Below are 25,497 nucleotides of genomic sequence, written 5' to 3'. Positions count from 1 at the left end.
GTCCTTCATCAACGGTAACGAGGCCTTTCGGCGCACGCCGGAGGGCCTTTCAGATCGAAGCTCTCAACGCCAAGCCGCCGATGGTAATGCTGCCGGAACCAACGCAGATTTCCAGCGCGGGTTATAGCGTTTTCGAGCGAAGTGGATACCGGTTCGCGTGAAGAAAACGCGTCAAATCAAAATCATAGAGCCTCGCTTCTGATTCCATCAGAAGCGAAAAGGCTCTGGTAGCCGTCATCCCGGCCAAGCGCTCTTGCGCGCGAGCCGGGACCCATACGCCGTGTCATTTCGTTTGAGGAAATGCAGTAGCCGCCTTCTGCCCTCACTGACGTCAGGGGTTCTGGGTCCCGGCTCTGCGTTCGCTGCGCTCACTTGGCCAGGACGACGTTGAATTAACTTTCACTCGCCCAACCCGTGCGCGATGACCTTGCGCATCAGGTTCGGCAACGCTTCATCCTTCAGCGTTGCGATCGGCACCCAGCGCATACCCTCGGGCGCGCGGGCACGCGCGGCAGCGCTCGCGGTATAGACCGTAAGCTCCAGCGGAAAATGCGTGAAGACGTGCGTGACCGTGCCGGCCTTGCGCCGCCAGCGCGAGGCGCTCCCAAGTAACGGCGCCTGCTTCAGCGCGGTCGCATCATCCTGCGCGGCAAGCCAGACCGAGGTCGGCACTTCCGTCATGCCGCCGAGCAGACCCTTTTCGGGGCGGGTGCGGACCAGCAGGTGATCGCCGCGCGTCACCACGAAGGCCGCGCCGCGCCGCAACGCGCCTGCCTTCTTCTTCGCCTTGCGCGGAAACGTCTCCGGATCGCCGCGTAGCCGCGCGGCACACTCGTCGCCGAGCGGACACAGCACGCAGGCCGGCTTCCGCGGCGTGCAGATGGTGGCGCCGAGATCCATCAGCGCCTGCGCGGAATCGCCAGCGCGGCTCTTGCCGTCGCCAGCGCGGCTCTTGCCGTCGCCAGCGCGGCTCTTGCCGTCGCCAGCGCGGCTCTTGTCGTCGCGACCGGCGCGTGTCTTCACGTCGCTCGATCGCGAGGGCCCGAGCAGCGTCGCCGCAAGCTCCCGAATGCGCGGCTTCGCCTTCGGCAGCGGCTCCTCAACCGCGAACAGGCGCGACACCACCCGCTCGATGTTGCCGTCGACCGGCATGGTGCGGCGGCCGAAGGCGATGGCAGCGATCGCCGCCGCCGTATAAGCGCCGATCCCAGGTAGCACGCGCAAGCCGTCTTCCGTATCGGGAAACGTGCCGCCGTGATCGCGCCGCACCGCCACCGCGCAGGCATGGAGATTGCGCGCGCGCGAATAGTAGCCGAGTCCGGCCCACATCCGCAGGATATCGTCGAGCGACGCGCGCGCCATCGCGTCGACATCCGGCCAGCGCGCCAGGAACTTTTCGAAATAAGGCCCGACCGCCTTCACGGTGGTCTGCTGCAACATGATCTCGGACAACCAGACCCGATAGGGATCGGCGACCTCGTCGGGCAGCGCACGCCACGGCAGGCGACGGCGGTGCCGATCGTACCAGGCAAGCAGGAGTCCGGGCCTGTCCGGCAAACGCGGAGCGGCAGCGGCTGGTTTCTTTCGCTTGTTGGCCGCACCTGCTAGGATCATGCCCTTATCTATTGCAAAGCGTCAGTGCATGTCCAAGCCCGGCCCGATCTCGGCCAAGCCGCTCTCCACGCTGCTCGGCGATGTCTTCTCCGACGCCTATGCGCGGCAGGGATTTGCGTCGCGCGAACTGGTGACGCGCTGGGCAGAGATCGCAGGACCCGAGATCGCCGCGCATTCCGAACCGATGAAAATCCAGTGGCCTCGCCCCGTCGACGGGCAGCCGCGGGAACCGGCGACGCTGGTGCTGCGGGTCGAAGGCCCGGTGGCGCTGGAGATCCAACACACCTCCGATGTCATCCTGCAACGGGTCAACCGCTTCTTCGGCTGGAACGCGGTCGGCCGGCTGGCCTTGCGGCAAGCGCCCTTGTCGCGCAAGGCCTCGCGAAAAGCCGCCCCGTCGCCGGACGAGACGGATGTTGCCAGCATCGCGGGAACGCTGTCATCGATCGAGGACGACGATCTGCGCACCGCCCTGGCCAGGCTCGGCGCCTCGATCAAGCGAAATTGACGCTGCGGTGGCGCTGGCCGCCGACGGCGCGCCATTGCCACAATTGTCGTTTCAAGCTAGCGAACAAATTCTGGTTTAAAGCTAGCGAACAAATGTGTTTTCAGGCGCGCTTGCGCCGTTTCGGGAGCAGACCCTTGATCATCACGCGCCGCGCCTTTAACGCCGCCCTCTCGCTCACCGGGCTCGCCGCCTTCGCAGCTCTTTCGCCCTGGCACCTGATCGGCGAGGCCATGGCCCAGAACGCCACCGCCGCGGAGGTTGCCAAACCGGTCTCGCTGCCGGACATGGCGCTCGGTCCCAAGGACGCCGCCGTCACCATCACCGAATACGCCTCGATGACATGCCCGCACTGCGCGCGCTTTGCGGAAGACGTGTTCCCGAAAATCAAGGCGGCCTATATCGACACCAACAAGATCCGCTACGTGTTCCGCGAGTTCCCGCTCGATATCAAAGCCGCCGCCGGCTCGATGCTGGCTCGCTGCATCGCCAAGGACGACGCGGGGAAATATTTCGCCATCATCAACGCGCTGTTCAAGTCGCAGGATGAATGGACCGGGTCGAAGACCACGGAATCGCTGAAACTGATCGGCAAGCAGGCCGGCTTCAGCGGACCGGAGGTCGAAACCTGCCTGAAGGATCAGGCCCTGCTCGACAAGATCGCAGCCGACCAGAAGTATGCCAACGAGGTTTTGAAGGTGAACTCGACGCCGACGTTCTTCATCAACGGCGAGATGGTGAAGGGCGAGATATCATTCGAGGAATTCAAAAAGAAGATCGATCCCTTGTTGAAAAGCTGACGAACGAAACGCTCCCTGCCGTCGTCCCCGCCTCGTGCGCAATTGCGCACCGGGGCGGCGGACCCATAACCCATGACGACTGTGGTACAACGAAGCGGCTTACCGCATGTCAGATCGTTGTCGCTTCTGTGCTTCTATAGCGAGGACACGGTGTATGGGTCCCGCCTTCGCGGGGACGACGCTAACAGTTTTGGTTGGCACCCTGACCAGCTCTGACTCAATTTTCAAACAGCGCGGCGCGAGTTCCCGCATAACTCCTGCAAAAGCCTCTGGAAAAGCCCGTTTGCGCGGTTGCCCTGATGCGCCGCCCTCGCCATTGTCGAACCTCGCGAGATGCGCGACTCGGGAGCTGCCGGCAATACTGCGTATGGTATTGTAACCGTGGGCTGATTCGCGTCTTGCCAGTACAGCAGAGTGGCCATGAAACTCACGCGCCTTCGCCTTCACGGTTTCAAGTCGTTCGTCGAACCCACGGATTTCGTGATCGAGCCCGGCCTCACCGGCGTGGTCGGGCCGAACGGCTGCGGCAAATCCAATCTGGTCGAGGCGCTGCGCTGGGCGATGGGCGAGACTTCGTACAAGTCGCTGCGCGCCGCCGATATGGAAGCGGTGATCTTTGCAGGCTCCGGCAACCGTCCGGCGCGCAACCACGCCGAAGTGGTGATGTCGATCGACAATTCCGATCGCACCGCGCCGTCGGCCGTCAACGATTCCGAGACGCTGGAGATTTCGCGCCGCATCGAGCGCGAGGCCGGCTCGGTTTATCGCATCAACGGCCGTGACGTTCGTGCGCGGGACGTGCAGATCCTGTTCGCCGACGCCGCCACCGGCGCACGCTCGCCGGCGCTGGTGCACCAGGGCAAGATCGGCGAAATCATCCAGGCGAAACCCGAGCAGCGCCGCCGCGTTCTGGAAGACGCCGCCGGGGTCGCCGGCCTGCACGCGCGCCGTCACGAGGCCGAGCTGCGGCTGAAGGCCGCCGAAACCAATCTCACCCGCGTCGAGGATGTGATCGGCCAGCTCGCAGGCCAGATGGAGGGTCTCAAGAAGCAGGCGCGGCAAGCGATCCGTTATCGCGACGTCGCGGCGAAAGTCCGCAAGGCCGAGGCCATGCTGTTCCACCTGCGCTGGCTGGACGCTCAGACAGAGGTAACGGAAGCCGCCAGGATCCACGACCTCAATGTTCGCGAACTGGCCGAACGCACCCGCGAGCAGGCCGAAGCCGCTCGTCTCCAGGCGGAGCGCGCCTCCGAATTGCCGTCGCTGCGCGAGGCGGAAGCCCGCGCCGCCGCCGGTCTGCAGCGCCTCACCAGCGCGCGGGAAGCGCTCGACCGCGAGGAGGAGCGCGCCAGGGAGCGCGCCGCCGAGCTTGATGGCCGGCTGATGCAATTTACCTCCGACATTGAGCGCGAGCAGCGGCAATCATCCGATGCCGACGACGCCTTGCGGCGTCTCGACACCGAGGACGTCGAGCTGAAGGACGAGATCAAGTCGCGCGTGGAGACACGCAGCGGCGTCGAGGAGCGCTGCACGCAGGCGGAAACGACTTTGGCCGCGACAGAGGCCACATTCGCGGAGCTGACCCGCGTGCTGGCCGACCTCACCGCCAGGCGCAACCAGCTTGAAGCCAACGTGCGGACCCATCGCGACCGTCTCGCGCGCATCGATCAGGACATCGCGGGCGTCCAGCGCGAGAGCGAAGCGTTGGCGCAGCAGACCAGCGGTTTCGGCGATCTCGATGCACTGACTGCGGCGATCGAAGGCGCACAGCAGGCGCTGGCGCAATCGGAAAGCCTGAGCCGCGAGCGCGAGGCCGAACATGCCGCCGCACGCAGCCGGCTCGACATGGCGCGCTCCGGCGTCGAAGCGGCGCGCGGCCCGCTACAGGATGCCGACAAGCGCGCCCAGCGGCTCGAGACCGAAGCCAAGACCATCGCCAAGATTCTCAACGGCGAAAGCAAGAACCTGTGGCCGCCGATCATCGACGGCATCAGCGTCGGCAAGGGGTACGAGAAGGCGCTCGGCGCGGTGCTCGGCGACGACCTCGATGCGCCGGTGGATCCGTCCGCGCCGATGCGCTGGACCGGCGCGGCGGTCACGACGGACGATCCGGCGCTGCCCGAGGGCGTCGAATCGCTTGCGACCCACGTGCAGGCGCCGCCGGAACTGGCGCGGCGGCTGGCGCAGATCGGCGTTGTCGCCAAAGAGCGTGGCGCGGAGCTGGTTGCGCATCTGAAGACCGGTCAGCGGCTGGTGTCGCTCGAAGGCGATGTCTGGCGCTGGGACGGCTTTGTGACCGCGGCCCACGCGCCGACCGGCGCGGCGCGGCGTCTTGCCGAGCGCGCACGGCTGGCCGATATCGAGAGCGAGATCGAGCGCGCGCGCACCGACGTCGCTGAGCGGCGGCAGGTGCTGGAAACGGCCCAGCAGGCCGTCGCCGCCGCCGGTCAGGTCGTCAGCGCCGCCGCGTCAGCCGAGAGCGAGGCGCGCAATGCCTGGCGCGCGGCGCAGCGCGAAGTCGATGCCGCGCGCGAACATCATGCGAGCGCCGAGCGCGAGATCAACCGCCACGCGGCGCGCCGCTCGGCGTTGACCGAAGCGCACAGCCGCCTGACCAACGACCGCCTTGAGGCCGCCGCCGCCCATGAGGCCGCGACGGCGGCTCTTGGCGCGTTACCGCCGAGCCTCGGCACCGAGACGAAGCTCGGCGAGGTGCGGGCCGAGATCGACGGCCATCGCCGCCTCGCCGCGCAGGTTCGCGCCGAAGCCCAGGCGCTGGCGCGCGAAGCTGAACTCGCGGATCGCCGTCTGCAGGCAATATCGGCCGAACGCAACGAATGGCAGGCCCGCAGCCGGAGCGCGGCCTCGCAGATCGCTACCATCGAAGCGCGCGTCACCGAGGTGAAAGCCGAGCGCGCCGACCTCGACAACGCGCCGGCTCTGTTCGCGGAAAAGCGCAGCGCCGTCATCAGCGAGATCGAGCACGCCGAGAAGGATCGCCGCGACGCGGCCGACGCGCTCGCATCAGCCGAAGCCGTGATGGCGGAAACCGATCGCGCTGCGAAAATCTCGCTTGAGGCGCTGTCGAGCGCGCGCGAAGCCACCGCACGCGCCGAGGAACGCATGGACGGCAGCAAGCGCCGTCTCGAGGATACCGAACGGGAAATCCGCGACATGCTCGAGGTCGAGCCCGACGCGGTCGCCTCGCTGGCCGAGATTCAGCCCGGCGTCGAACTGCCGCCGCTACTGGGGATCGAAGCCGATCTCGAAAAGCTGCGCCGCGACCGCGAGCGATTGGGCGCCGTTAACCTGCGCGCCGAGGAGGAACTGCGCGAGGTCGAGACCCAGCACACCTCGCTCGCCACCGAGCGCGACGACCTCGTCGAAGCCATCAAGAAGCTGCGCACCGGCATCCAGAGCCTCAACCGCGAGGCGCGTGAGCGGCTTCTGACCTCGTTCGAGACCGTCAATACCCACTTCAAGCGGCTGTTCACCGAACTGTTCGGCGGCGGCGAAGCGGCGCTGCACCTGATCGAGAGCGACGATCCGCTCGAAGCCGGGCTTGAGATCATCGCCAAACCGCCAGGCAAGAAGCCGCAGACGCTGTCGCTGCTCTCGGGCGGCGAGCAGGCGCTGACCGCGCTGGCGCTGATCTTCGCGGTGTTCCTCACCAACCCGTCGCCGATCTGCGTGCTGGACGAAGTCGACGCGCCGCTCGACGACCACAACGTCGAACGCTTCTGCAATCTCCTGCACGAGATGACATCGTCCACCGAGACGCGCTTCATCATCATCACCCACAATCCGATCACGATGGCGCGGATGAACCGGCTGTTCGGCGTCACCATGGCCGAGCGCGGCGTCTCGCAACTGGTGTCGGTCGATCTCGAAGACGCGGTGAAGATTCTCGACCAGAACGTGGCGTGAGACTTGTCGCCCCCGCGAACGCGGGGATCCATACGTCGCGGCGCGAATTGCTGCTGCAGCGCGCTGTTTCCTGCTCGTTGCAATCTTGGTACGCTGAATTCAGTCTGGGGTTATGGGTCCCCGCGTTCGCGGGGACGACACTGGTTCATGATCGCTCCCGATCTCCCTGCCGAATTGAAGGTCGCATTGCAGCGGAAGGCTGAAGGCCTCTCCCGCAACGATGCCGCGGTTCGCGCGGCGGCGATCTCGCAAACTTATCGCGGCGGCGGCGGCTCGGGAGCGATCCGGAGCGAATCCGACGCACTTGCCTATGCGCTGGCGCGGATGCCCGCGACCTATGCGGCCGTCGTCGCCTGCCTCAATGCGCTCCGCGAGATACGCCCGGACTTCGCGCCGGACAGCCTGCTCGATGTCGGCGCCGGACCCGGCACCGCGACATGGGCGACGGCGCAGGCGTTCGATTCTCTCTGCGAATTCACCGCGATCGACGCCAATCCGGCGCTGCGGACGCTTGCGCTCGACCTCGCCGCCGATCAGGCGCGGCTACACGACCTCCGCTATGCGCAAAGCGAAGCATCAGGCGGGCTCCGCGATGCGGCCGCGAGCGCCGATCTCGTCGTCGCGAGCTATGTCATCGGCGAAATGAATGCCGACCGGCAGGCTGCACTCGCCGATCTCATGTGGGCGGCCAGCCGCGACATGCTGCTGGTCGTCGAACCCGGTACGCCCGCGGGCTATCAACGCATCCTCGACCTACGCCGCCGGCTGGTTGCCCAAGGCGCGTATGTCATTGCGCCCTGCCCGCACAACGAAGAATGTCCGCTCGTAACGTTTTCAGCGAAGCATGTCCTCGGGCGTGACCCGAGGATGGATACCGCTTCGCGTGAAGAAAACGCGTCAAAACAAAAAGCCGCGCCGGACTGGTGCCATTTCGTGCAGCGACTGCCGCGATCGCGCGCGCACAAGTACATCAAGGGCGCGGAGCTTCCTTTCGAGGATGAGAAATTCAGCTATGTCGCGCTGGCCCGAACGCCCGCCCGGCAACATCCGGCGCGGGTGCTGGCGCCGCCGCTGGTCACCAAGGCGGGGATGCGCGTCAAGCTATGCCAACCGGACGGGCGCGCCGGCCTCACGACATTTTCCCGTCGCGACAAGGCCGCCTATGCCCGCGTACGCCGGATCAGTTGGGGCGACACCGTCAACCTGGCCGAGACGTGATTCCCGTTATTCCCGTCGGCTATGACGGCCGCGTAAAGACGTAAGTCAGCCCGGTCAGCATCAGCAGCGCCACTGCCGCCGTGAGCCACGGTCCCGGATGGCTGCCGAACCAGAAACCCGCAAAACCGATAGCCGTGCCGCCCAGTGCCATCAGCTTGGCCTTAACGGGAATCGCGCCGCGCTCGCGCCAGCCGCGCAGCAGCGAGCCGAAACGCGGATGCTGCAACAGCCAGTTTTCCAGCCGGGGCGAGGAACGCGCGAAACAGGCGGCGGCCAGGATCAGGAATGGCGTCGTCGGCAGCACCGGCAGGAACGCGCCGATGAAGCCGAGTGCGACGAGCCCGATACCCAGCACCAGAAAGACACCGCGCATCATCCGCGGCGTGGCGGCACGCGGACCCACGGCGCCGGCCACCCCCGCGCCGAAAGACTGCTCGTCCACGATCATGCGCTCGCCGTCCTGATCCGTCACATCCAAATCCTGCAAATCATCCTTCACACAGAACAAAATACCGGACAACTTGAACTTTTCTAAGGTTTTTCCAGACCAAAAGGTGCCGCCTCCCGGCGGAACCTGCCGTTTGCGCGGAATATCGTCTACGGTAGCCGTCCTCGCCTCGTCTTATTCAGGAGCCCTTCTCATGTCGACCGGCTGGATTGTTCTCGGCGCCATCGTCGTTCTCGCTGTGTTCGCGCTCCTCGCTTATAACCGGCTGGTCGCACTCAGCCAGCGCGTCGGCCAGGCCTTCGCCGACATCGACGTGCAGCTCAAGCAGCGTCACGACCTGATCCCGAACCTCGTCGAAACCGTGAAAGGCTATGCAGCGCACGAGCGCGGGACGCTGGACGATGTCGTCAAGGCCCGCAACGCCGCGCTGTCAGCGCAGGGCCCGGCGCAGGTCGGCGCCGCCGAGAACCAGTTGAGCGGCGCGCTTGGCCGCCTGATCGCGTTGTCGGAGGCCTATCCGGACCTCAAGGCCAACGCCAACTTCCAGCAGCTCGCCGGCGAACTGTCCGACCTCGAGAACAAGATCGCCGCCAGCCGCCGCTTCTTCAACAACGCGGTCCAGGAATACAATACCGCCATCCAGCAGATGCCGGCGGCGCTGTTCGCCGGGACGTTCGGTTTCACCCGCAAGGAGTTCTTCGACCTCGGCGCCAGCCGCACCGCGGTGGAGCAGACGCCGCAGGTGAAGTTCTGAGGGCAGGACCACCCTGTCGGTCCGGGGCGCGCGAAGCGCGAGCCAGGAATCCGTAATCACCGCAGAGAGTATGGATTCCCCGATGTGCAATTGCGCATCTGAGGCCCGCGCCAAGAGGCGCATCCCGGCATGACGACCGAGGATATGTCCACGCCGACGTTCGAGGACTAACCTGATGGCAGCCTACGGTCTCTACACCCACATCGCATCGAACAGGATCCGTTCGATGTTTTTGCTCGCCGGGCTGTTCGTCCTGATTTACGTGATGGTGTTCGCCGGCGCGCTGATCGCCGAGGTCTTGCAGTTCGACACCGGCCGCACCGCGGCGTTCTATCTCAGCCAGGCCTGGCACGACCTGATCGTCGCCTTTCCCTTCGCCACGGCGGGTTCCGCGCTGTGGATCGTCATCGCCTATTTCTTCCATCAGTGGATGATCGACGCGGTCACCGGCGGCCATGATGTCAGCCGCAAGGACCAGCCGCGGCTCTACAACCTGCTGGAAAACCTCTGCATCTCGCGCGGCATCCCGATGCCGAAGCTGAAGGTGGTGGACACCGACGCAGTCAACGCCTTCGCCACCGGCCTGAACCGCCGCCAATACGCCATCACCGTCACCACCGGCCTGATGAAGGCGCTCAATGATCGGGAAATGGAAGCGGTGCTCGGCCACGAGCTGACCCACATCCGCAACGGCGACGTGCAGTTGATGGTGGTCGCCGTCGTCATCGCCGGCGTAGTTGGCTTCGTCGCCGAACTGTTCTTCCGCATCTTCTTCAACAGCGGCACGCGGGTCGGCGGCGGAGGCTGGCGTTCGTCCCGCTCTTCCTCCTCCGGCGGCAACAGCAAAGGCGGCGGAGGGGGCGCCATTATCGCCGTGATTCTCGCAGCCGCCCTGATCGCGTTGGCCTGGCTTTTGTCGCAGATGGTGCGGATGGCATTGTCGCGCTCGCGCGAACTGATGGCCGATGCCGGCTCGGTCGAGTTGACCAAGGATCCGGATGCCATGATCTCGGCGCTGCGCAAAATCGAGAACCGCGGCGAGCTTCCGGGCGCGACCTCGGCCGTGATGGAAATGTGCGTCGACAACCCGCGCGAAGGCTTCTCCGACCTGTTCGCCACCCATCCATCGATCGAGACGCGAGTGCGCGCGCTGGTGACATATGCCGGCGGCCACGATCCCGGCCCGATGCGGCCGCACAACCAGCCCGAGCGCGCCGCGACCGATCCAAAGCTGCCCGGCGGACAGGAATTCCCGCCTGGGCCGTGGAGCGAGCCCACGCCGCCGCCCAGCGCGACGCCGCCCGCTCGCGGCCCTTGGGGCAATCACTCCTGATTTTTGCCGTTTCGAAGTCGGTTCCTGCTTGCGCAGTGCATAAGCGCCCGCGATTTCGTCACGCCTTAACGAATTTTACCGGATTTAACATATCGAATTGAATTCTCCCTCGTTTCTGCCATGGTCGCGCCCCAAGCACACATTGGGGGACATTCCGGCCGCGCGACAATGCGCGGGTTGCGGATTTCAGCTTGGGGGTCTCATGGCGAAGCCAGCAGTGATTGTGGTCGGTGCGGACAAGGGCGGGGTCGGCAAGACCACGGTTTCGCGCACCGTGCTCGACTATTTCAACGCCAATAACGTGCCCACCCGTGCCTTCGATACCGAATCGCCGCGCGGTACGCTGAGGCGCTTTCACCCTGATATCACCGAGATCGTCGACATGACGACGACCGCGGACCAGATGAAGATCTTCGACACGCTGAACACGGCCAAAGCCAGCGTCACCGTGATCGACGTCCGCGCCGGAATGCTGTCCCCGGCGCTGGGTTCGCTTCGCGACATCGGATTCCTCGATGCGGCGAAGGCCGGGCAGATCACCTTCGCGGTGTTCCACATCCTCGGCCCCTCGATCGCCTCGCTGGACGAGATCGCGGAGACCGCGAACTTCATGTCCGGCGCGAAATATTTCCTGGTGAAGAATTTCATCAACAACACGAGCTTCTTCGAGTGGGACCAGGCGACCTACAACTCCTACTTCCACAAGATCAAGGATGCGACCGAGATCACCATTCCGAAGCTCAACGAGATGGCCTACGAGCAGGTCGAGGTATCGTCGGTGCCGTTCCTCAAGTTCGTGGCCAACAAGGGACCGAAGAACGAGTCCGCGAACTACTCGTTCGTCCTGCGCGGCTATGTCCGCCACTGGCTCGCCAATGTCTGGCGCGAGTTCGACCGCATCAAGCTCACCGACATCGTCGCCTCGAAGAAGGGCAACTCCCGCACCTCGGGCGGCTAAAAGTAGCTTAACGCAGCTGGTTTCGATCTGACCGCACGCGTCCTCCAACTGTTGCGTCATGCGCGGGCTTGACCCGCGCATCCATCCCCCTTCAATGATGGATAGCCTGGTCATAGACGAACGAAGCGACGCCGTTCTTCGAGCGGCTACGCCCCGCAATGACTATGGTATTGTATCGACACCGCTGGCGCTCGCTCGTTGATGTATCGCTCCGTATGCCCCGCACGCCTGTCTACATCATCTGTTCGCCACGTCCGCAGGTCGGCAAGACACTGATCGCGCGGCAGCTCAGCGAGTATCTGCGCTTGCAGCGGGGCGATGTCCTTGCGTTCGACGTCAACCTGAAGGAACCCTCGCTGGTCGACTACCTGCCGCGCCTCACCGAGACCGCGGAGATCGACGACACCTTCGGCAAGATGGCGCTGATGGACCAGCTGATCGTCGATGACGACCTCGCCAAGGTGATCGACCTCGGCTACCACGCCTTCGATGAATTCTTCAGGATGATCGAGGAAATCGGCTTCATCAAGGAAGCCGCCCGGCGTGGCGTGGCGCCGGTTATCCTGTTCATGGCCGACAGCGACCGCGTTTCCGCGCGCGGCTATGAGACCCTGCGGGCAACGCTGCCGCCCGGCGCGGTCGTTACCGTCGATAACGAGTTCGTCCTGCGCGGAGACCTGCCCGAGACCTTCATGCACAGTCGGGTGATGCACATCGCAGCACTTCCGGCGTTTCTCAAGAGTTACATCGACCGGCTGACCTTCTCCTTCACCGACTATCTGCGAACGGAGAAGGATACGTCCACCGAACTGCATCAGTGGACCCGTAACAACTACTCCAGTTTTCGCGAGATCGAACTGGAACTGGCGCAACAACGGGGGTGAGCGAGTCCATCGCCTTCACCCTCCCCGGGAGGGTGAAGAATTCAATGCCCCCCGAACGCCATCAGCGTCCGCACCGGGACATCCATCGCGTGCAGCTTGGCGGCGCCGCCGAGGTCCGGCAGATCAATGATGAAGCAAGCAGCAACGACATCGGCGCCGATCTGGCGCAGCAGTTTCACCGCGCCCTCGGCCGTGCCGCCGGTGGCGATCAGGTCGTCGACCAGAATGACGCGCTGGCCCTCGGCGATGGCGTCGACATGCATTTCCATTTCATCGGTGCCGTATTCGAGCGCATAGGCCATCCGCACGGTCTGATGCGGCAGCTTGCCCTTCTTGCGGATCGGCACGAATCCGGCGGAGAGCTGGTGCGCCACTGCACCGCCGAGGATGAAGCCGCGCGCCTCGATGCCGGCGACCTTGTCGATCTTCAGGCCGGCCCAGGGATGCACAAGCTGATCGACCGCGCGGCGGAACGCGCGCGCGTCACCCAGAAGCGTGGTGATGTCGCGGAACATGACCCCCGGCTTCGGATAATCCGGAATGGTGCGGACCGAGGCCTGCAGATCGTCTTCGAAGGTCATATGACTTTTCCCAATCGGAGGTGACCGTTGCGCCCTGTCGTCATTGCGAGCGAAGCGAAGCAATCCAGTAACAAGAGGAGCGAAGCTTGGATTGCTTCGTCGCTACGCTCCTCGCAATGACGGGCTGAGATTAGGGTGCCCCCTCGCCCAGCCGGAACGCATTCTCCACGATCCGCAGGCCGACCTCGCCGCCGAGCGACATCAGCGATTCGGGGTGAAACTGCACGCCGCCGACCGGCAGCGTCTTGTGTTCGAGCGCCATCGGCACGCCGTCGTCGGTGGTCGCCGTCACCTCCAGCACGTCGGGCAAACCCTCGCGCTCGACATACAGCGAATGATAGCGGCCGATCACGATCTCGTTGGGCAGATTGCGCATCAGCCGCCCGCCGCGATTCTGCACGCGCGACGGCCGGCCATGCGCCGGCTGAGCGAGCTGGCCGAGACGCCCGCCGAAATACTCGCCGATCGCCTGCACGCCGAGGCAGACGCCGAACACCGGCAGTTTCTTCTCCAGCGCGGTGCCAATGGTTTTGGCCATGCCGAAATCCTCCGGCCGGCCGGGACCGGGCGACAGCACCAGCAGATCGTAGCTCTGTTTGTCGAGCATGTCCTGGGCGTGGACGTAACGCACCACGGTGACGCTGGCGCCGACCTGACGGAAATAATCCGCCAGCATGTGCACGAAACTGTCGTCGTGATCGATCAGCAGCACGCGCCTGCCGGAGCCGGTCGCATCCGGCGCCACCGCCGAGAGCGGCTTCGGCGCGTCGCCGCGCAGAGCCTGGAACAGCGCCGCCGCCTTGGTCTGGCACTCGCGATCCTCAAGCTCCGGCTTGCTGTCGAACAGACAGGTGGCGCCGACGCGCACCTCCGCCAGCCCGTCCTTCATGCGGATGGTGCGGATGGTGAGACCGGTGTTGATCGAGCCGTCGAAGCCGACGACGCCGAACGCGCCGGCGTACCAGCGCCGCGACGAGCGTTCGTTGTCTTCGACGAACTGGATCGCCCACTTCTTCGGCGCACCGGTCACCGTCACCGCCCAGGCGTGGGTGAGAAACGCATCGAGCGCGTCGAAGCCCGGCCGCAAGATGCCCTCGACGTGATCGACAGTATGAAACAGCTTTGAGTAGGTCTCGATCTGGCGGCGGGCAAGCACCTTAATCGTTCCCGGCATACAGATGCGCGCCTTGTCGTTGCGATCGACGTCGGTGCACATGTTGAGTTCGAACTCGTCCTTCTCCGAATTGAGCAGCTCGCGGATCTGCTCGGCGTCGCCGATGGCGTCGGCGCCGCGCGCGATGGTGCCGGAAATCGGGCAGGTCTCGATCCGGCGGCCGTCGCTGCGCACGAACATTTCCGGCGAGGCCGACACCAGAAATTCGCCGTCGCCGAGATTGACCAGCCCGCCATAGGGCGACGGGTTGATCCGGCACAGCCGCTGAAACACTTCGGCAGGCGTGCGCTCGCAAGGCTCGGCGAACAACTGCCCGGGCACCGCCTCGAACAGGTCGCCGCGCGCGAACGCAGCACGCGCCGTTTCCACCGTGGCCTGATATTCCCCGGGGGCGTGATCGGTGAAACCCTGCCGTCCGGTCTTGGTGTAGACGCTATCACCGGTGTCCGTGGGCAACCCTTCGGTGGACCGGCCGCCGAAGGCGAACTCGAAATTCAGCGTCACACCGCGGCCGGTGGCACGGTCGTAGGCGAGCAGGCGATCCGGGACGAACAGCACGATGTCGCGCTGGTCGGCCTCGCGCGCGCGCTTTTGCACCAGGTCTTCCATCTGGAACACGAGATCGTAGGCGAACGCCCCGTAGAGGCCGAGCATCGGATCGGCATCTGAGGCGAACGCCGCCACCAGCGCCCGCACCAGCGTCATCACGCTCGCGCGCCGGGTGCGCTGATCCTCCTCCACCGGCGCTTCGCCGCGCACGATGTGGCCGGCGATCCGGCGCGCGGTCTTTTCGGTGACGACCGCACAGGGTTCGCTTAAGGTATCGCCGAGGAAGGCGATCAGCACCTCGCCACGGGCATTGGTGGCTTCGATGGCAAAATTCAGCCCCGTGGTTTCGATCTTGAGCGGCGGATCGGCAAAGCCGAGGTCGAAACTCTCATAACGCCCCGGCACCGTCGTGCCCGACGACAGCACCAGGCCGCGGCGGCGGTCGAGCAGGCCGATCAGATCGTCGAGCCGGCTGCCGCCGGTAAAATGCTCGATCGACCGGCTGACGGCGAGACCACCGGCGGTCGCATACTCGCTTTGCGCGGGAAGGGAAAAGACGGTCCTGTTCATGGTTCCTCTTACGAGACTTGCGGAGGGAGCGCCACACAGGACAAACGAAACAGGCCGTCGCTCTGCGTGACGGCCTTTTGACGATCAAAATTGGAGCAAAATCGCACCGGCCACCTTCAGAAGGTGGGCCACCAGAGACGGGTCAGGCGAGCGAGGGTGTTCATGGCGGCGAAATCACCACCTTGATTGCGCGATGTCAAGGGCGCTGGGGTAGCCCACCGCAATCGCGGTTGCGCACTCCACGATCCGCGCTAGATTCCCGTTCACCCTAAACCGGGAGACCATCATGGCGTTCAAGGTCGTGAGCGACAGTTTCGAGGACGGCGACTATCTCGCCAAGGATCATATCCTGTCGGCGGATTTCGGTCACGGCTGCGCGGGCGGCAACCGGTCGCCGCACCTGCGCTGGAGCGGAGCGCCGGCGGGCACCAGGAGCTTCGCCGTGACCTGCTACGATCCGGATGCGCCGACCGGCAGCGGCTTCTGGCACTGGGTCGTCATCAATATCCCGCCCTCAGTGACGGAGCTTGCGCTCGACGCCGGCAATCCCAACAGCGGCAAGCTTCCGAGGGGGGCGCTGCAGACCCGCACCGATTTCGGCTCCGCCTGCTACGGCGGCCCCTGCCCGCCCGAGGGCGATCACCCGCACCGTTATTTCTTTACCGTGCACGCCGTCGGCGGCAACATCAACGCCAACGCCGACACCTCGGCGGCGGTGGTCGGGTTCCAGCTTCATTTCAACACGCTGGCGAAATCGGCGGTGATGGGCCTGTTCAAGCGCTGACGGCGGGCCTGCGTTCCCGAAACGAAAAACGGCTCCCGCAAGAGAGCCGTTTTGACTCATCGCGTCCCACACAAATTCAATGTGCGTCGGCCCAGACCGCCTTCTTGGTGAAGTAGAGCAGCCCGGCAAACACGAGCATGAAAATCATGACCTGCAGACCGATCCGCTTGCGCTCCTCCAGCTTCGGCTCGGCGGCCCACATCAGGAAGGCAGACACGTCCTTCGCATATTGATCGACCTTCTGCGGCGTCCCGTCGTCATAGGTCACCTGGTCGTCCGACAGCGGGTTCGGCATCTTGATGGCATGGCCCGGGTAGTACTGGTTGTAGAACGAGCCCTCCGGCAGCGTGAACCCTTTCGGCGGCTCGTCCTTGAAACCGGTCAGGAGCGCATAGATGTAGTTCGGGCCTTTTTCCTGGAACTGGGTGAAGGCATCGAAGATGAACTGCGGAAAGCCGCGCTCGTAGCCCCGCGCCTTGGCCATCAGGGAGAGATCGGGCGGAGCCGCGCCGCCGTTGGCCGCGCGGGCGGCGTTCTCGTTTGGAAACGGCGCGGGAAACTTGTCGGCGAGGCGTCCCGGCCGCTCGAACATATCGCCGGCGTCGTTAGGGCCGTCCTTCACCTGGATCTCGGAAGCCAGCGCCTCGGCCTGGGCGGTCGAGAACCCAGGACCGCCGGGATCGGCCAGGTTGCGATAGTGCAGCAGATTCATCGAATGGCAGGCCGAACAGACTTCCTTGTAGACCTTGTAGCCGCGCTGCAACTGGCCCTGATCGAATTTTCCGAACGGGCCCGCGAAGGACCAGCTCAGCGAGGGCGGAGCCGGCGGGCCATGCCCGCCCGCCGCCCGCGCCGTCGAGCCGCCATCCAGCACCAGCAACCCGACGGCCGCGAGCACCGCCAGGGCCGAGGCCACATAGCGTTTCTTCCCCAGCACGTCATCGGCGATCGAATTGGGAACAGTGCGAGGCTTCTCGATGCGGCTCAGGGTCGGCAGCACGATCAGGAAATAGGCGAAGTAGCACACCGTCAGGATGCGCCCGACGATCACATAGATGCCTTCCGGCGGCTGCGCGCCCAGATAGCCGAGGCCGAGACAAACCGCGACGAAGATCCAGAAGAACTGCTTGGCGAGCGGACGATAACGCACCGAGCGGGTCTTGGCGGAATCGAGCCAGGGCAGGAATGCCAGGACCAGGATGGCGCTGAACATCGCCACCACACCCGCGAGCTTGTTCGGGATCGAGCGCAGGATCGCGTAGAACGGCAAGTAGTACCATTCCGGCACAATATGCGCGGGCGTCACGCCCGGGTTGGCCGGGATGTAGTTGTCGGGATCGCCGAGATAATTCGGGATGTAGAAGACGAACCAGCAATAGAACAGGATGAAGCAGGACAGGCCGAATGCATCCTTGGTGGTCGCGTAAGGCGTGAACGGCACCGTATCCTTCGCGGTCTTGGGCTCGACGCCGGCCGGATTGTTCTGACCGGCGACATGCAACGCCCAGACGTGCAGCACAACCACGCCCGCGATCACGAACGGCAGCAGGTAGTGCAGCGAGAAGAAGCGATTGAGCGTCGGATTGCCGACCGAATAGCCGCCCCACAGCAGGGTCACGATGCTCTCGCCGAAATAGGGAATGGCGGAGAACAGGTTGGTGATGACGGTCGCGCCCCAGAAGCTCATCTGCCCCCACGGCAGCACGTAGCCCATGAAGCCTGTCGCCATCATCAACAGGTAGATGATGACGCCGAGAATCCACAGGACCTCGCGCGGCTCCTTGTAGGAACCGTAATACAGGCCTCGAAGCATGTGGATATAAACGGCGATGAAGAACATCGAGGCGCCGTTCGAATGGAGGTAACGCAACAGCCAGCCGTAGTCGACGTCGCGGACGATGGCTTCGACCGAATTGAAGGCCATGGTCGCTTCCGGCGTGTAGTGCATCGCCAGGATAATGCCGGTCACGATCTGCACGGCGAGCATGAACGAGAGGATGCCGCCGAACGTCCACCAGTAGTTCAGGTTGCGCGGCGTCGGATAGGCGACGAACGAGGAATGGACGAGGCCGAAGATCGGCAAGCGCCGCTCGATCCATTTGATGACGGGATTTCGCGGCTGGAAGCTGGATGGTCCGCTCATGATGCGATCCTGAATGCGATCCTGAGGAATGAAACGACGCGTTCGGGGCGAGTCTTTTCGGTCTTATCCGATCTTGATCTTGCTGTCGGAGACGAAGGCGTAAGGCGGGACGGCAAGATTGAGCGGCGCCGGCCCCTGGCGGATCCGGCCGGAGGTATCGTACACCGAGCCGTGGCAGGGACAGAAGAAGCCGTCATAGGCGCCCTCATGGGCGATCGGGATGCAGCCCAGGTGGGTGCAGATGCCGATCACGACGAGCCACTGGTCATGACCTTCCTTGACGCGCGACTGGTCGCTCGCCGGATCGGGCAGGCTTGCGACATTAACGTTACGGGCGTCCTCGATCTGCTTCTTGGTGCGGTGGCTGATGAAGATCGGCTTGCCGCGCCAGAACACCTTGATGTCCTGTCCTTCGGCGACCGGAGCAAGATCGACCTCGATGGGCGCGCCGGCGGCGATCGTGGACGCATCCGGATTCATCTGGGCCACTAGCGGCCACGCCACGGCAGCTGCACCGACGGCGGCGACCGCACCGGTTGCTACGAAAAGGAAATCACGGCGGCTTTGTCCTGCCGAAGACGATGTCGTCACGATTCCAACCCCTTCTTATCCGCTGCCGGTCTTGTTGCTATTAGTGTAACCACTCCAGGGATGCATCTTGCGAGCGGCCGTTCTATTGGCACCCTCGCCGGATGAGCGCAAGTGCGCTATCGGTCTCACTCGCTCACTCGTGCAGTGCACAAAATCTGCCGGCAGCCGCGAAGCCATTTCATGAGAGCCGTGAGCCAATGCGGATTGCGCTTTTTCAACCCGACATCCCGCAGAACACCGGGACAATTCTCCGCCTGTGTGCCTGCCTCGATGTCGAGGCCCATATCATCGAGCCGGCCGGATTTCCGGTCTCGGATCGCCATTTCCGCCGCGCGGGCATGGACTACCTCGATCAGGTCGCCATCGTTCGCCACGATTCCTGGCCAAAATTCCAGCAATGGCGCGCCGGAGACGGCGGCCGGCTGGTCCTGTTCACGACCAGAGGCGCCCGGCCCTATCTGGACCATCGCTATGCCGATGCCGATATTCTTCTGTTCGGGCGTGAAAGCGCCGGTGTCCCGGACGCCGTCGCGGACGCCGCCGATGCACGTCTGGTGATACCGATAAAGCCAGGCTTGCGCTCGCTGAACGTCGCCATGGCGGCCGCAATCGCGGTGGGCGAGGCTTTGCGGCAGACAGGGCCGGCCGTCCCGGAAAGGATTTCGTGAGCTACGCGGTCAAAGAGATTTTTCTGACGTTGCAGGGCGAAGGCGCCCATGCCGGCCGGGCTGCGGTATTCTGTCGCTTCGCGGGCTGCAACCTGTGGAGCGGCCGCGAGGAAGACCGCGCCACGGCCACCTGCCGATTCTGCGACACCGATTTTGTCGGCGTGGACGGGACGCTGGGCGGGCGCTACGCCACCGCGGACGCCCTGGCCGACACCGTCGCCGCGCAATGGACCGGATCGGCTCCCCATCGCTACACAGTGTTGACGGGAGGCGAGCCGCTGTTGCAAGTGGACAAGGCACTCGTCGACGCGCTGCACGCCCGCGGCTTCGAGATCGGCATCGAGACCAACGGCACCATCGCGCCGCCCGACGGCATCGACTGGCTGTGCGTCAGTCCGAAGGCCGGCGCCGATATGCGCGTCACCAAGGGTCACGAACTCAAGCTGGTCTATCCGCAGGCGGACGCCCGGCCCGAGGACTTCATGGACCTCGCCTTCGAGCGGTTTTCGTTGCAGCCGATGGACGGGCCGGATGCGGCCGACAACACTGCGCGCGCCGTCGACTATTGCCTGCGGCATCCGCAGTGGCGGCTCAGCCTGCAAACGCACAAGACGCTGGGGATCAGGTAGATGAAGCCGCGAACTTGGATGAGATAGAGGCAGATTTCAGCGATGTGGGAGTTGACGAAATCGTTCCGCTTCGAGGCTGCGCATTCGCTGCCTGGAACGACATTTGGGACCGCTAGCATGGAGATCCACGGCCATTCTTTCCGCGCCGAGGTGAGCGTCCGCGGCACGCCCGATCCCGCGACCGGCATGGTGCTCGATCTCGGCCTGCTCGAACGCGGCATGAGCGAGGTCCGGAACAAGCTCGATCATAAGTTCCTCAACGACGTCGAAGGACTCGGCCAGCCGACGCTGGAGAATCTGGCGCGTTTCATCTGGGACCATGTCCAGCGCGCAGGACAAGTGACCCATGTCAGCGTGCATCGCGACAGTTGTGGCGAAAGCTGCACCTATTTCGGCACGCGGACCTAGGAACTAGAGGGATTCTCTTTCTGGGCGCTGTACAGGTCGGCCAGATTGCTCCGCGATTGCGCGACATCGGGGTGATCGGGGCCGAGCACGTTCTCCCGGATCGTCAGTGCCCGCTCGTAGAGCGGCTGGGCATCGGCGTAGCGGCCCTCTTCTTTGTAGACTGAGGCCAGATTGCTCAGCGCCGACGCGACAGAGGGATGATCGGGGCCGAGCACCTTGTGGAAGATCGCGTGTGCTCGCTTGTAGAGCGGCTCGGCATCGGCGTAGCGACCCTGGGCCCTGTACAGGGAGGCCAGACCGTTCAGCGATTGCACGACCTCGGGGTGATCGAGCCCGAGGGCGCTTTTCCAGGCCGACAGCGACCGTTTATAGAGCGGCTCGGCATCGGCGTAGCGACCCTGGGCGCTGTACAGTTCGGCCAGATCGGTCAGTGCCAGCGCGACAGAGGGGTGATGGGGCCCGCGCGCCTTCTCGACGATCGCCAGTGCCTGCTTGTAGAGCGGCTCGGCCTCGGCGTAGCGCCCCTTTTCTTTTAAGAGTTCGGCCTGATCGTTTAGCTTCGCCGCAAGCATGATATCGGACACAGCCATGAACGGTGCACTCCTGACGCACGGATGAGTTTAGCAAAAAAGCGGACACCGGTATGCCTTAGAGCGCTTACCGTTCTGATGGAATCAGAACGGTAAGCGCTCCAAGCTATCGAATGGCCGCATTTCCATACGGTGAACCGGTGTCCACTTCACCGGGAAATGCTCTAGTGGAGCGAATTTGACATTTGCGATCCATCTAGCCGCACGTCCCGGACGCTAATGTCAAGTTCAAAACTCCACAAGCAACTTATATTTGCTACTGGTCCTTCGATTCCAGCATTCGCAAGAAGGCGCGCTGAAACCGGATGCGAATGTTAGAATGGGACCAGTTGAGCATTTTTCGGTGAAGTGGACACCGGTTCACCGTAAACCGTAAGGAAATGCGATCACTCAATAACTTAGAGCGCCCGTTCTGATTCCATCAGAACGGTAAGCGCTCCAGCCGGTTTCATCCCATGAAGGAGACCTCGATGGAGGCAGCCCAGTGCGACGATCGCAAAATCCGCGCCCGCGCATGGTTCGAGCACCTGCGCGACGATATCTGCGCGGCTTTTGAAAAGCTGGAAGACGACGCGCCCGCCTCGCTCTACGGCGGCAGCGCGGGGCGTTTCGTCCGCACGCCGTGGGAGCGCACCGACCACACCGGCGAACCGGGCGGCGGCGGCGTCATGTCGATGATGCACGGGCGGCTGTTCGAGAAGGTCGGTGTGCACTGCTCGACCGTGCATGGCGAATTCGCGCCGGAGTTTCGCGCGCAGATTCCGGGAGCCGAGGCCGATCCCAAATTCTGGGCGTCGGGAATCTCGCTGATCGCCCACATGCGCAATCCGCATATTCCCGCGGTTCACATGAACACCCGCTTCGTGGTGACGACGAAGGCCTGGTTCGGCGGCGGCGGCGACCTGACGCCGGTTCTTATGCGGCGACGCACCCAGGAGGATGCCGACAGCGTCGCCTTTCACGCGGCGATGAAGTCCGCCTGCGATGCCCATGCCGCCATCGCGGACTATGACAAATACAAGACCTGGTGCGACGAGTATTTCCATCTACCGCATCGCAACGAGGCGCGCGGCATCGGCGGCATCTTCTACGACTGGCATGACAGCGGCGACTGGGACGCCGACCTCGCCTTCACGCAGGATGTCGGACGGGCGCTGCTCAAGGTTTACCCCGAACTGGTGCGCCGCAACTTCCACACGCCGTGGACCGCGGCCGATCGCGAGGAGCAGTTGATCCGGCGCGGACGCTACGCCGAATTCAATCTGCTCTACGACCGCGGCACCATCTTCGGGCTGAAGACCGGCGGCAACGTCGAGTCGATCCTGTCCTCGATGCCGCCCGAGGTGAAGTGGCCCTAGATCACGCTCACAACCGGTGATCGCGCGTGAAACGCGCGACGGTCTGATCCGCAATCGCCGAAAGCTGCGCGGAATCGAGCGGGAAATCCGCCGCGAGCCAGGCATCTTCCGCGATCGTCAGAACGTGTCCGAGCGCTGGACCTGCCGCTATTCCGCGGCCGACGAAGTCCTCCGCCTTCAACGGAAACGCCGGCGGCTGCCAGCGCTGCGGCAGGGTTGCGACGTTTAGCCACAGCGCCGGATCGGCGCCGAGGCCCGCCCGCGCCCAGGCCTGCATCAGCCGGTCGCGGAAGCGCGGCGCGCCAAGCCGGTACAGCCGCCGCCGCGCGGTGGCCTCGTCCATGCTGCCGAGCCGCCACCAGCGGTGGCCCATCGAATCCAGTTGCTTGGCCTCGGCATTGGAGAGCCGCAATCGCTGCGCGACCCGCCGCGCGTCTTCGGTGACCGACACCGCAAGCGCCGCGAGACGGCGGATCGGATCCGGTGCGAGCCCCAGCGCATGCTCGGCGACGATCATCGCCGCGAGCGGCCCGCGATAGGCGACGCCGCCGAGAATGGCCAGCAGCAGGCCGCCATCCTCCATCGCGACCAGCGCCTCCACCGCGCCCTCCGCAACCACCAGTTTCAGCATCTCCGCCCGCAATCGTTCGGCCGACAGCGTGGCAAGCCCGGCGCGGCCACGGATGCAGGCGAGATAGCCGGCCCGGTCGGGTTCGCCCGCGCCATAGGCGGCATGGATGCGGAAGAAGCGGAGAATACGCAGGTAATCCTCGGCGATGCGCCGGTCCGGATCGCCGATGAAGCGCACGCGCCTTGCCGCGATATCGTCGAGCCCGCCGACATGGTCGTGCACCGTGCCATCGCTGCCGACCGACAGGCCGTTGATGGTGAAATCGCGGCGCTCGGCATCGCGCGCCCAGTCGCGGCCGAACGCGACCCTGGCCTTGCGGCCGAACGTCTCGACGTCCTCGCGCAGCGTCGTGATCTCGAACGGCCGGCCCTCGACGACCAGCGTGACGGTGCCGTGCTCGATCCCGGTCGGAATGCTCTTGATGCGGGCGGCGGCCGCGCGGCGGATGACCTCCTCGGGCAGCGCCGTGGTCGCGAAGTCGATCTCGCCGACCGGTAGCCCCATCAAGGCGTTGCGCACCGCGCCGCCGACGACGCGCGCCTCCTCGCCGTTTCCACCGAGCAGCGCGAGAACGCGCACCGCAGGCCCCGATTTCAGCCAGCCCGCTTCGTGTAGCGAGCAGGCCGTGTTCACCTCTCGACTCCGGGCACGAGTTTACCGTTCTCGACATGCGCCGGGATGTAGGTCGAATCCGGCGGCGCGCCCGAAAACCGCGCCAGCAGGATGAAGCTGACGACGACCAGCAGCAGCGCCGCGAGCGTGAGCCTCTTGACGATGTGCACCGGCCACGAGGCGACGATCATGAAGTCCACACGGTTAGCGACAAGGAACGCCGCATAGATCGCAAACGGAATCAGGAAGATTCCGATCTCCATAAGAACCGGACGTATCATTTGAGATAGACTCGCTCGTACAGCACGCGCAGGATCCCGGCGGTCGCGCCCCAGATATAACGCTCCTCGAACGGCATCTCGTAGAACGAGCGCATCCTGCCGCGGGCCAGCTTCCAACCCTGCTTGTGGTTGTCCGGGTTCATCAGAAACGACAGCGGCACCTCGAATGCCTCTTCCACTTCACCCGCATTGATATGAAGGTCGAACCCCGGCCTCACCCGCGCCACCGTGGGCAGGACACGGTAGCCAAAACTCGTGCCGTAGAGATCGAGATACCCGATCGGCTCGACGAAGTCGCGGGGCAGCCCGACTTCTTCCCACGCCTCGCGTAACGCCGCGTCGACCGGCGAGGTGTCGGTCGCCTCGATCTTGCCGCCGGGAAATGCGATCTCGCCGGCGTGGTCGCTGACATGGGCCGACCGCTTTGTCAGCAACACGGTCGGCTCGTCGTGCGCCACCACCGCGATCAGTACCGCCGCCGCCCGCATCGGCTCTTCCCGGGCGGTCTCCTGGAGCACGAAATCGCGGTCCTGATCGCCGGTCAGCGGAACGGTGCCGGCGTCGGTCAGCCCCGCGGGGATATCGAATCGCAGCCGCGCCCGCGCGCGGTCGAAAAAATCCCCGGCACCGGCATCGGTGTTCGCGGCGCCTGTCTTCTCCACAGGCCCGGTCAACCTGCGTCCCTCACCTGCTCCGCATCCGCCATCGCAAAAAACTCGCCACCCGATTCGATCCCAAACATCATCCGTCCATCGATCATTCGTTGCTCGCCCATGTCAACAAGATCGTAATACAGCGCCCGCGTCACCTTGGCCCAGAGGTCGGCCCGAACGTGCAGATAGGGCTTCAATCCACCGCCCTCCGAGGGCTCGAAGCGCAACCGATGCCCAAAATCGCAGGGAACCCAATCGCCGACATTGGTGCGGAACCGCAGCAGGCGGCCGTTATCGTCCCGATCCCCGATCATCTCGACGGCCAGAAACGGCGCGTCATCGACGCGAATGCCGACCTTCTCCACCGGCGTCACCAGAAAGTGTTTGCCGTCCTCACGCTTCAGGATCGTGGAGAACAGCCGCACCAGCGCCGGCCGGCCGATCGGCGTTCTCATGTAAAACCAGGTGCCGTCGCTGGCGATTCGCATGTCCAGATCGCCGCAAAACGGCGGATTCCACAAATGCACAGGCGGCAGACCCTTGCCGGGCGAGCCGGCGGCATCACGCGCGGCGGTCGTCAGCCCGTCCAGTGTCCGGCTCTCGGATCGCCCTTGCTTCGCCATGGTTTACCCTGAGGTTGGTCGCCTGTTCTGGCACAAAGGCGGACACAAGCCCAGTAGCTGCGGGTCGGACGCCGGAACTGGCACGGCACCTCGCCACTTCGTGATGCCATAGCTCGAAAAGCCGGTATTGTGGCAATAGTTTAATTCAACGAATACATGACGTTCGCGTAATGCTTAAGAGGCGTAACGACGCAAATGGCGCGGCCTCGCG

24 protein-coding genes are annotated in these 25,497 nt (G+C 64.5%); 13 read left to right on the top strand and 11 right to left on the bottom strand.

Going from position 1 to position 25,497, the window contains the following annotated elements:
* Nucleotides 1-399: 399 nt before the first annotated feature.
* The gene (locus V4R08_RS14485; protein WP_335579998.1) at nucleotides 400-1,614 is read right to left on the bottom strand and encodes an A/G-specific adenine glycosylase; all 1,215 of its coding nucleotides are present in this window, start codon (nucleotides 1,612-1,614) and stop codon (nucleotides 400-402) included.
* 28 nt (nucleotides 1,615-1,642) lie between these two features.
* Here V4R08_RS14485 and V4R08_RS14480 point away from each other — a divergent pair, with 28 nt between their 5' ends.
* The 4 genes from V4R08_RS14480 to V4R08_RS14465 all read left to right on the top strand — a co-directional run bounded on the left by V4R08_RS14480 (nucleotide 1,643) and on the right by V4R08_RS14465 (nucleotide 8,064).
* A complete protein-coding gene (locus tag V4R08_RS14480) occupies nucleotides 1,643-2,122 on the top strand; it encodes a DUF721 domain-containing protein (protein WP_335579997.1) in 480 nt (159 codons plus the stop codon).
* A 134-nt stretch (nucleotides 2,123-2,256) separates the two neighbouring features.
* On the top strand, nucleotides 2,257-2,919 hold the full coding sequence (locus V4R08_RS14475; RefSeq protein WP_335579996.1) for a DsbA family protein: 663 nt from the start codon (nucleotides 2,257-2,259) through the stop codon (nucleotides 2,917-2,919).
* 420 nt (nucleotides 2,920-3,339) lie between these two features.
* Nucleotides 3,340-6,846 carry a chromosome segregation protein SMC gene (gene smc, locus V4R08_RS14470; protein WP_335579995.1) on the top strand — a complete coding sequence of 1,169 codons (3,507 nt, stop codon included), beginning with the start codon at nucleotides 3,340-3,342 and terminating at the stop codon, nucleotides 6,844-6,846.
* A gap of 147 nt (nucleotides 6,847-6,993) precedes the next feature.
* Nucleotides 6,994-8,064: a small ribosomal subunit Rsm22 family protein gene (locus tag V4R08_RS14465; protein ID WP_335579994.1), complete on the top strand. Its 1,071-nt coding sequence runs from the start codon at nucleotides 6,994-6,996 to the stop codon at nucleotides 8,062-8,064.
* Nucleotides 8,065-8,083: 19 nt separating this feature from the next.
* Here the strand turns inward: V4R08_RS14465 and V4R08_RS14460 are convergent, their stop codons facing one another.
* Nucleotides 8,084-8,437, bottom strand: coding sequence for a YbaN family protein (locus V4R08_RS14460; RefSeq protein ID WP_335580301.1), 354 nt, complete (start codon nucleotides 8,435-8,437; stop codon nucleotides 8,084-8,086).
* A 268-nt stretch (nucleotides 8,438-8,705) separates the two neighbouring features.
* Between V4R08_RS14460 and V4R08_RS14455 the strand changes: the two genes are divergently transcribed.
* The 4 genes from V4R08_RS14455 to V4R08_RS14440 all read left to right on the top strand — a co-directional run bounded on the left by V4R08_RS14455 (nucleotide 8,706) and on the right by V4R08_RS14440 (nucleotide 12,441).
* The gene (locus V4R08_RS14455) at nucleotides 8,706-9,266 is read left to right on the top strand and encodes a LemA family protein (protein WP_335579993.1); all 561 of its coding nucleotides are present in this window, start codon (nucleotides 8,706-8,708) and stop codon (nucleotides 9,264-9,266) included.
* A 175-nt stretch (nucleotides 9,267-9,441) separates the two neighbouring features.
* On the top strand, nucleotides 9,442-10,599 hold the full coding sequence (locus V4R08_RS14450) for a M48 family metallopeptidase (protein ID WP_335579992.1): 1,158 nt from the start codon (nucleotides 9,442-9,444) through the stop codon (nucleotides 10,597-10,599).
* Nucleotides 10,600-10,801: 202 nt separating this feature from the next.
* On the top strand, nucleotides 10,802-11,557 hold the full coding sequence (locus tag V4R08_RS14445; protein ID WP_335579991.1) for a P-loop NTPase family protein: 756 nt from the start codon (nucleotides 10,802-10,804) through the stop codon (nucleotides 11,555-11,557).
* Between the two features lie 215 nt (nucleotides 11,558-11,772).
* Entirely contained in the window at nucleotides 11,773-12,441 is a 669-nt protein-coding gene (locus V4R08_RS14440) for a hypothetical protein (RefSeq protein ID WP_335579990.1), read from the top strand.
* A 41-nt stretch (nucleotides 12,442-12,482) separates the two neighbouring features.
* On the opposite strand, the gene V4R08_RS14435 is transcribed toward V4R08_RS14440, so the two are convergent.
* Together V4R08_RS14435 and V4R08_RS14430 are read right to left on the bottom strand one after the other, a co-directional pair.
* Nucleotides 12,483-13,022 (bottom strand): adenine phosphoribosyltransferase, encoded by a 540-nt coding sequence (locus tag V4R08_RS14435; RefSeq protein ID WP_335579989.1) that lies wholly within the window; start codon nucleotides 13,020-13,022, stop codon nucleotides 12,483-12,485.
* A gap of 130 nt (nucleotides 13,023-13,152) precedes the next feature.
* The gene (locus tag V4R08_RS14430; protein ID WP_335579988.1) at nucleotides 13,153-15,315 is read right to left on the bottom strand and encodes an anthranilate synthase component I; all 2,163 of its coding nucleotides are present in this window, start codon (nucleotides 15,313-15,315) and stop codon (nucleotides 13,153-13,155) included.
* 286 nt (nucleotides 15,316-15,601) lie between these two features.
* Here V4R08_RS14430 and V4R08_RS14425 point away from each other — a divergent pair, with 286 nt between their 5' ends.
* Nucleotides 15,602-16,099, top strand: a complete 498-nt coding sequence (locus V4R08_RS14425) for a YbhB/YbcL family Raf kinase inhibitor-like protein (protein WP_335579987.1) — start codon at nucleotides 15,602-15,604, stop codon at nucleotides 16,097-16,099.
* A 76-nt stretch (nucleotides 16,100-16,175) separates the two neighbouring features.
* Here the strand turns inward: V4R08_RS14425 and V4R08_RS14420 are convergent, their stop codons facing one another.
* Nucleotides 16,176-18,242, bottom strand: coding sequence for a cytochrome c1 (locus V4R08_RS14420; protein WP_335579986.1), 2,067 nt, complete (start codon nucleotides 18,240-18,242; stop codon nucleotides 16,176-16,178).
* A gap of 63 nt (nucleotides 18,243-18,305) precedes the next feature.
* Nucleotides 18,306-18,833 (bottom strand): ubiquinol-cytochrome c reductase iron-sulfur subunit, encoded by a 528-nt coding sequence (gene petA, locus V4R08_RS14415; RefSeq protein ID WP_335579985.1) that lies wholly within the window; start codon nucleotides 18,831-18,833, stop codon nucleotides 18,306-18,308.
* Nucleotides 18,834-19,030: 197 nt separating this feature from the next.
* On the opposite strand from petA, the gene V4R08_RS14410 reads away from it, so the two are divergent.
* Genes V4R08_RS14410 through V4R08_RS14400 form a run of 3 tightly spaced genes read left to right on the top strand, consistent with a single transcriptional unit; the run spans nucleotide 19,031 to nucleotide 20,538 of the window.
* Nucleotides 19,031-19,501, top strand: a complete 471-nt coding sequence (locus V4R08_RS14410) for a tRNA (cytidine(34)-2'-O)-methyltransferase (protein ID WP_335579984.1) — start codon at nucleotides 19,031-19,033, stop codon at nucleotides 19,499-19,501.
* A complete protein-coding gene (gene queE / locus V4R08_RS14405; RefSeq protein ID WP_335579983.1) occupies nucleotides 19,498-20,130 on the top strand; it encodes a 7-carboxy-7-deazaguanine synthase in 633 nt (210 codons plus the stop codon). The genes V4R08_RS14410 and queE overlap by 4 nt, the downstream gene beginning before the upstream one ends.
* A gap of 42 nt (nucleotides 20,131-20,172) precedes the next feature.
* The gene (locus V4R08_RS14400) at nucleotides 20,173-20,538 is read left to right on the top strand and encodes a 6-carboxytetrahydropterin synthase (protein WP_335579982.1); all 366 of its coding nucleotides are present in this window, start codon (nucleotides 20,173-20,175) and stop codon (nucleotides 20,536-20,538) included.
* Here V4R08_RS14400 and V4R08_RS14395 read toward each other — a convergent pair.
* Nucleotides 20,535-21,128 carry a tetratricopeptide repeat protein gene (locus V4R08_RS14395; RefSeq protein ID WP_335579981.1) on the bottom strand — a complete coding sequence of 198 codons (594 nt, stop codon included), beginning with the start codon at nucleotides 21,126-21,128 and terminating at the stop codon, nucleotides 20,535-20,537. The genes V4R08_RS14400 and V4R08_RS14395 overlap by 4 nt on opposite strands.
* Nucleotides 21,129-21,598: 470 nt before the next feature.
* Between V4R08_RS14395 and hemF the strand changes: the two genes are divergently transcribed.
* Nucleotides 21,599-22,486 (top strand): oxygen-dependent coproporphyrinogen oxidase, encoded by an 888-nt coding sequence (hemF, locus tag V4R08_RS14390; protein ID WP_335579980.1) that lies wholly within the window; start codon nucleotides 21,599-21,601, stop codon nucleotides 22,484-22,486.
* A 7-nt stretch (nucleotides 22,487-22,493) separates the two neighbouring features.
* On the opposite strand, the gene V4R08_RS14385 is transcribed toward hemF, so the two are convergent.
* Genes V4R08_RS14385 through V4R08_RS14370 form a run of 4 tightly spaced genes read right to left on the bottom strand, consistent with a single transcriptional unit; the run spans nucleotide 22,494 to nucleotide 25,286 of the window.
* Entirely contained in the window at nucleotides 22,494-23,750 is a 1,257-nt protein-coding gene (locus V4R08_RS14385) for a CCA tRNA nucleotidyltransferase (protein ID WP_335579979.1), read from the bottom strand.
* Nucleotides 23,747-24,010 carry a DUF6111 family protein gene (locus V4R08_RS14380; protein ID WP_335579978.1) on the bottom strand — a complete coding sequence of 88 codons (264 nt, stop codon included), beginning with the start codon at nucleotides 24,008-24,010 and terminating at the stop codon, nucleotides 23,747-23,749. Before V4R08_RS14380 ends, V4R08_RS14385 begins: the two co-directional genes overlap by 4 nt.
* Nucleotides 24,007-24,684 (bottom strand): CoA pyrophosphatase, encoded by a 678-nt coding sequence (locus tag V4R08_RS14375; protein WP_442935669.1) that lies wholly within the window; start codon nucleotides 24,682-24,684, stop codon nucleotides 24,007-24,009. Before V4R08_RS14375 ends, V4R08_RS14380 begins: the two co-directional genes overlap by 4 nt.
* Complete coding sequence (locus tag V4R08_RS14370; RefSeq protein ID WP_335579977.1) at nucleotides 24,681-25,286, bottom strand: DUF1285 domain-containing protein; 606 nt, start codon at nucleotides 25,284-25,286, stop codon at nucleotides 24,681-24,683. Before V4R08_RS14370 ends, V4R08_RS14375 begins: the two co-directional genes overlap by 4 nt.
* Nucleotides 25,287-25,497 lie beyond the last annotated feature (211 nt).

Origin of the sequence: Nitrobacter sp. NHB1 (genome assembly GCF_036964665.1) — a bacterium.
Lineage (GTDB): Bacteria > Pseudomonadota > Alphaproteobacteria > Rhizobiales > Xanthobacteraceae > Nitrobacter.
The sequence above is the reverse complement of the archived record's forward strand: the minus strand, read 5'-3'. Positions and strand labels throughout refer to the sequence as shown.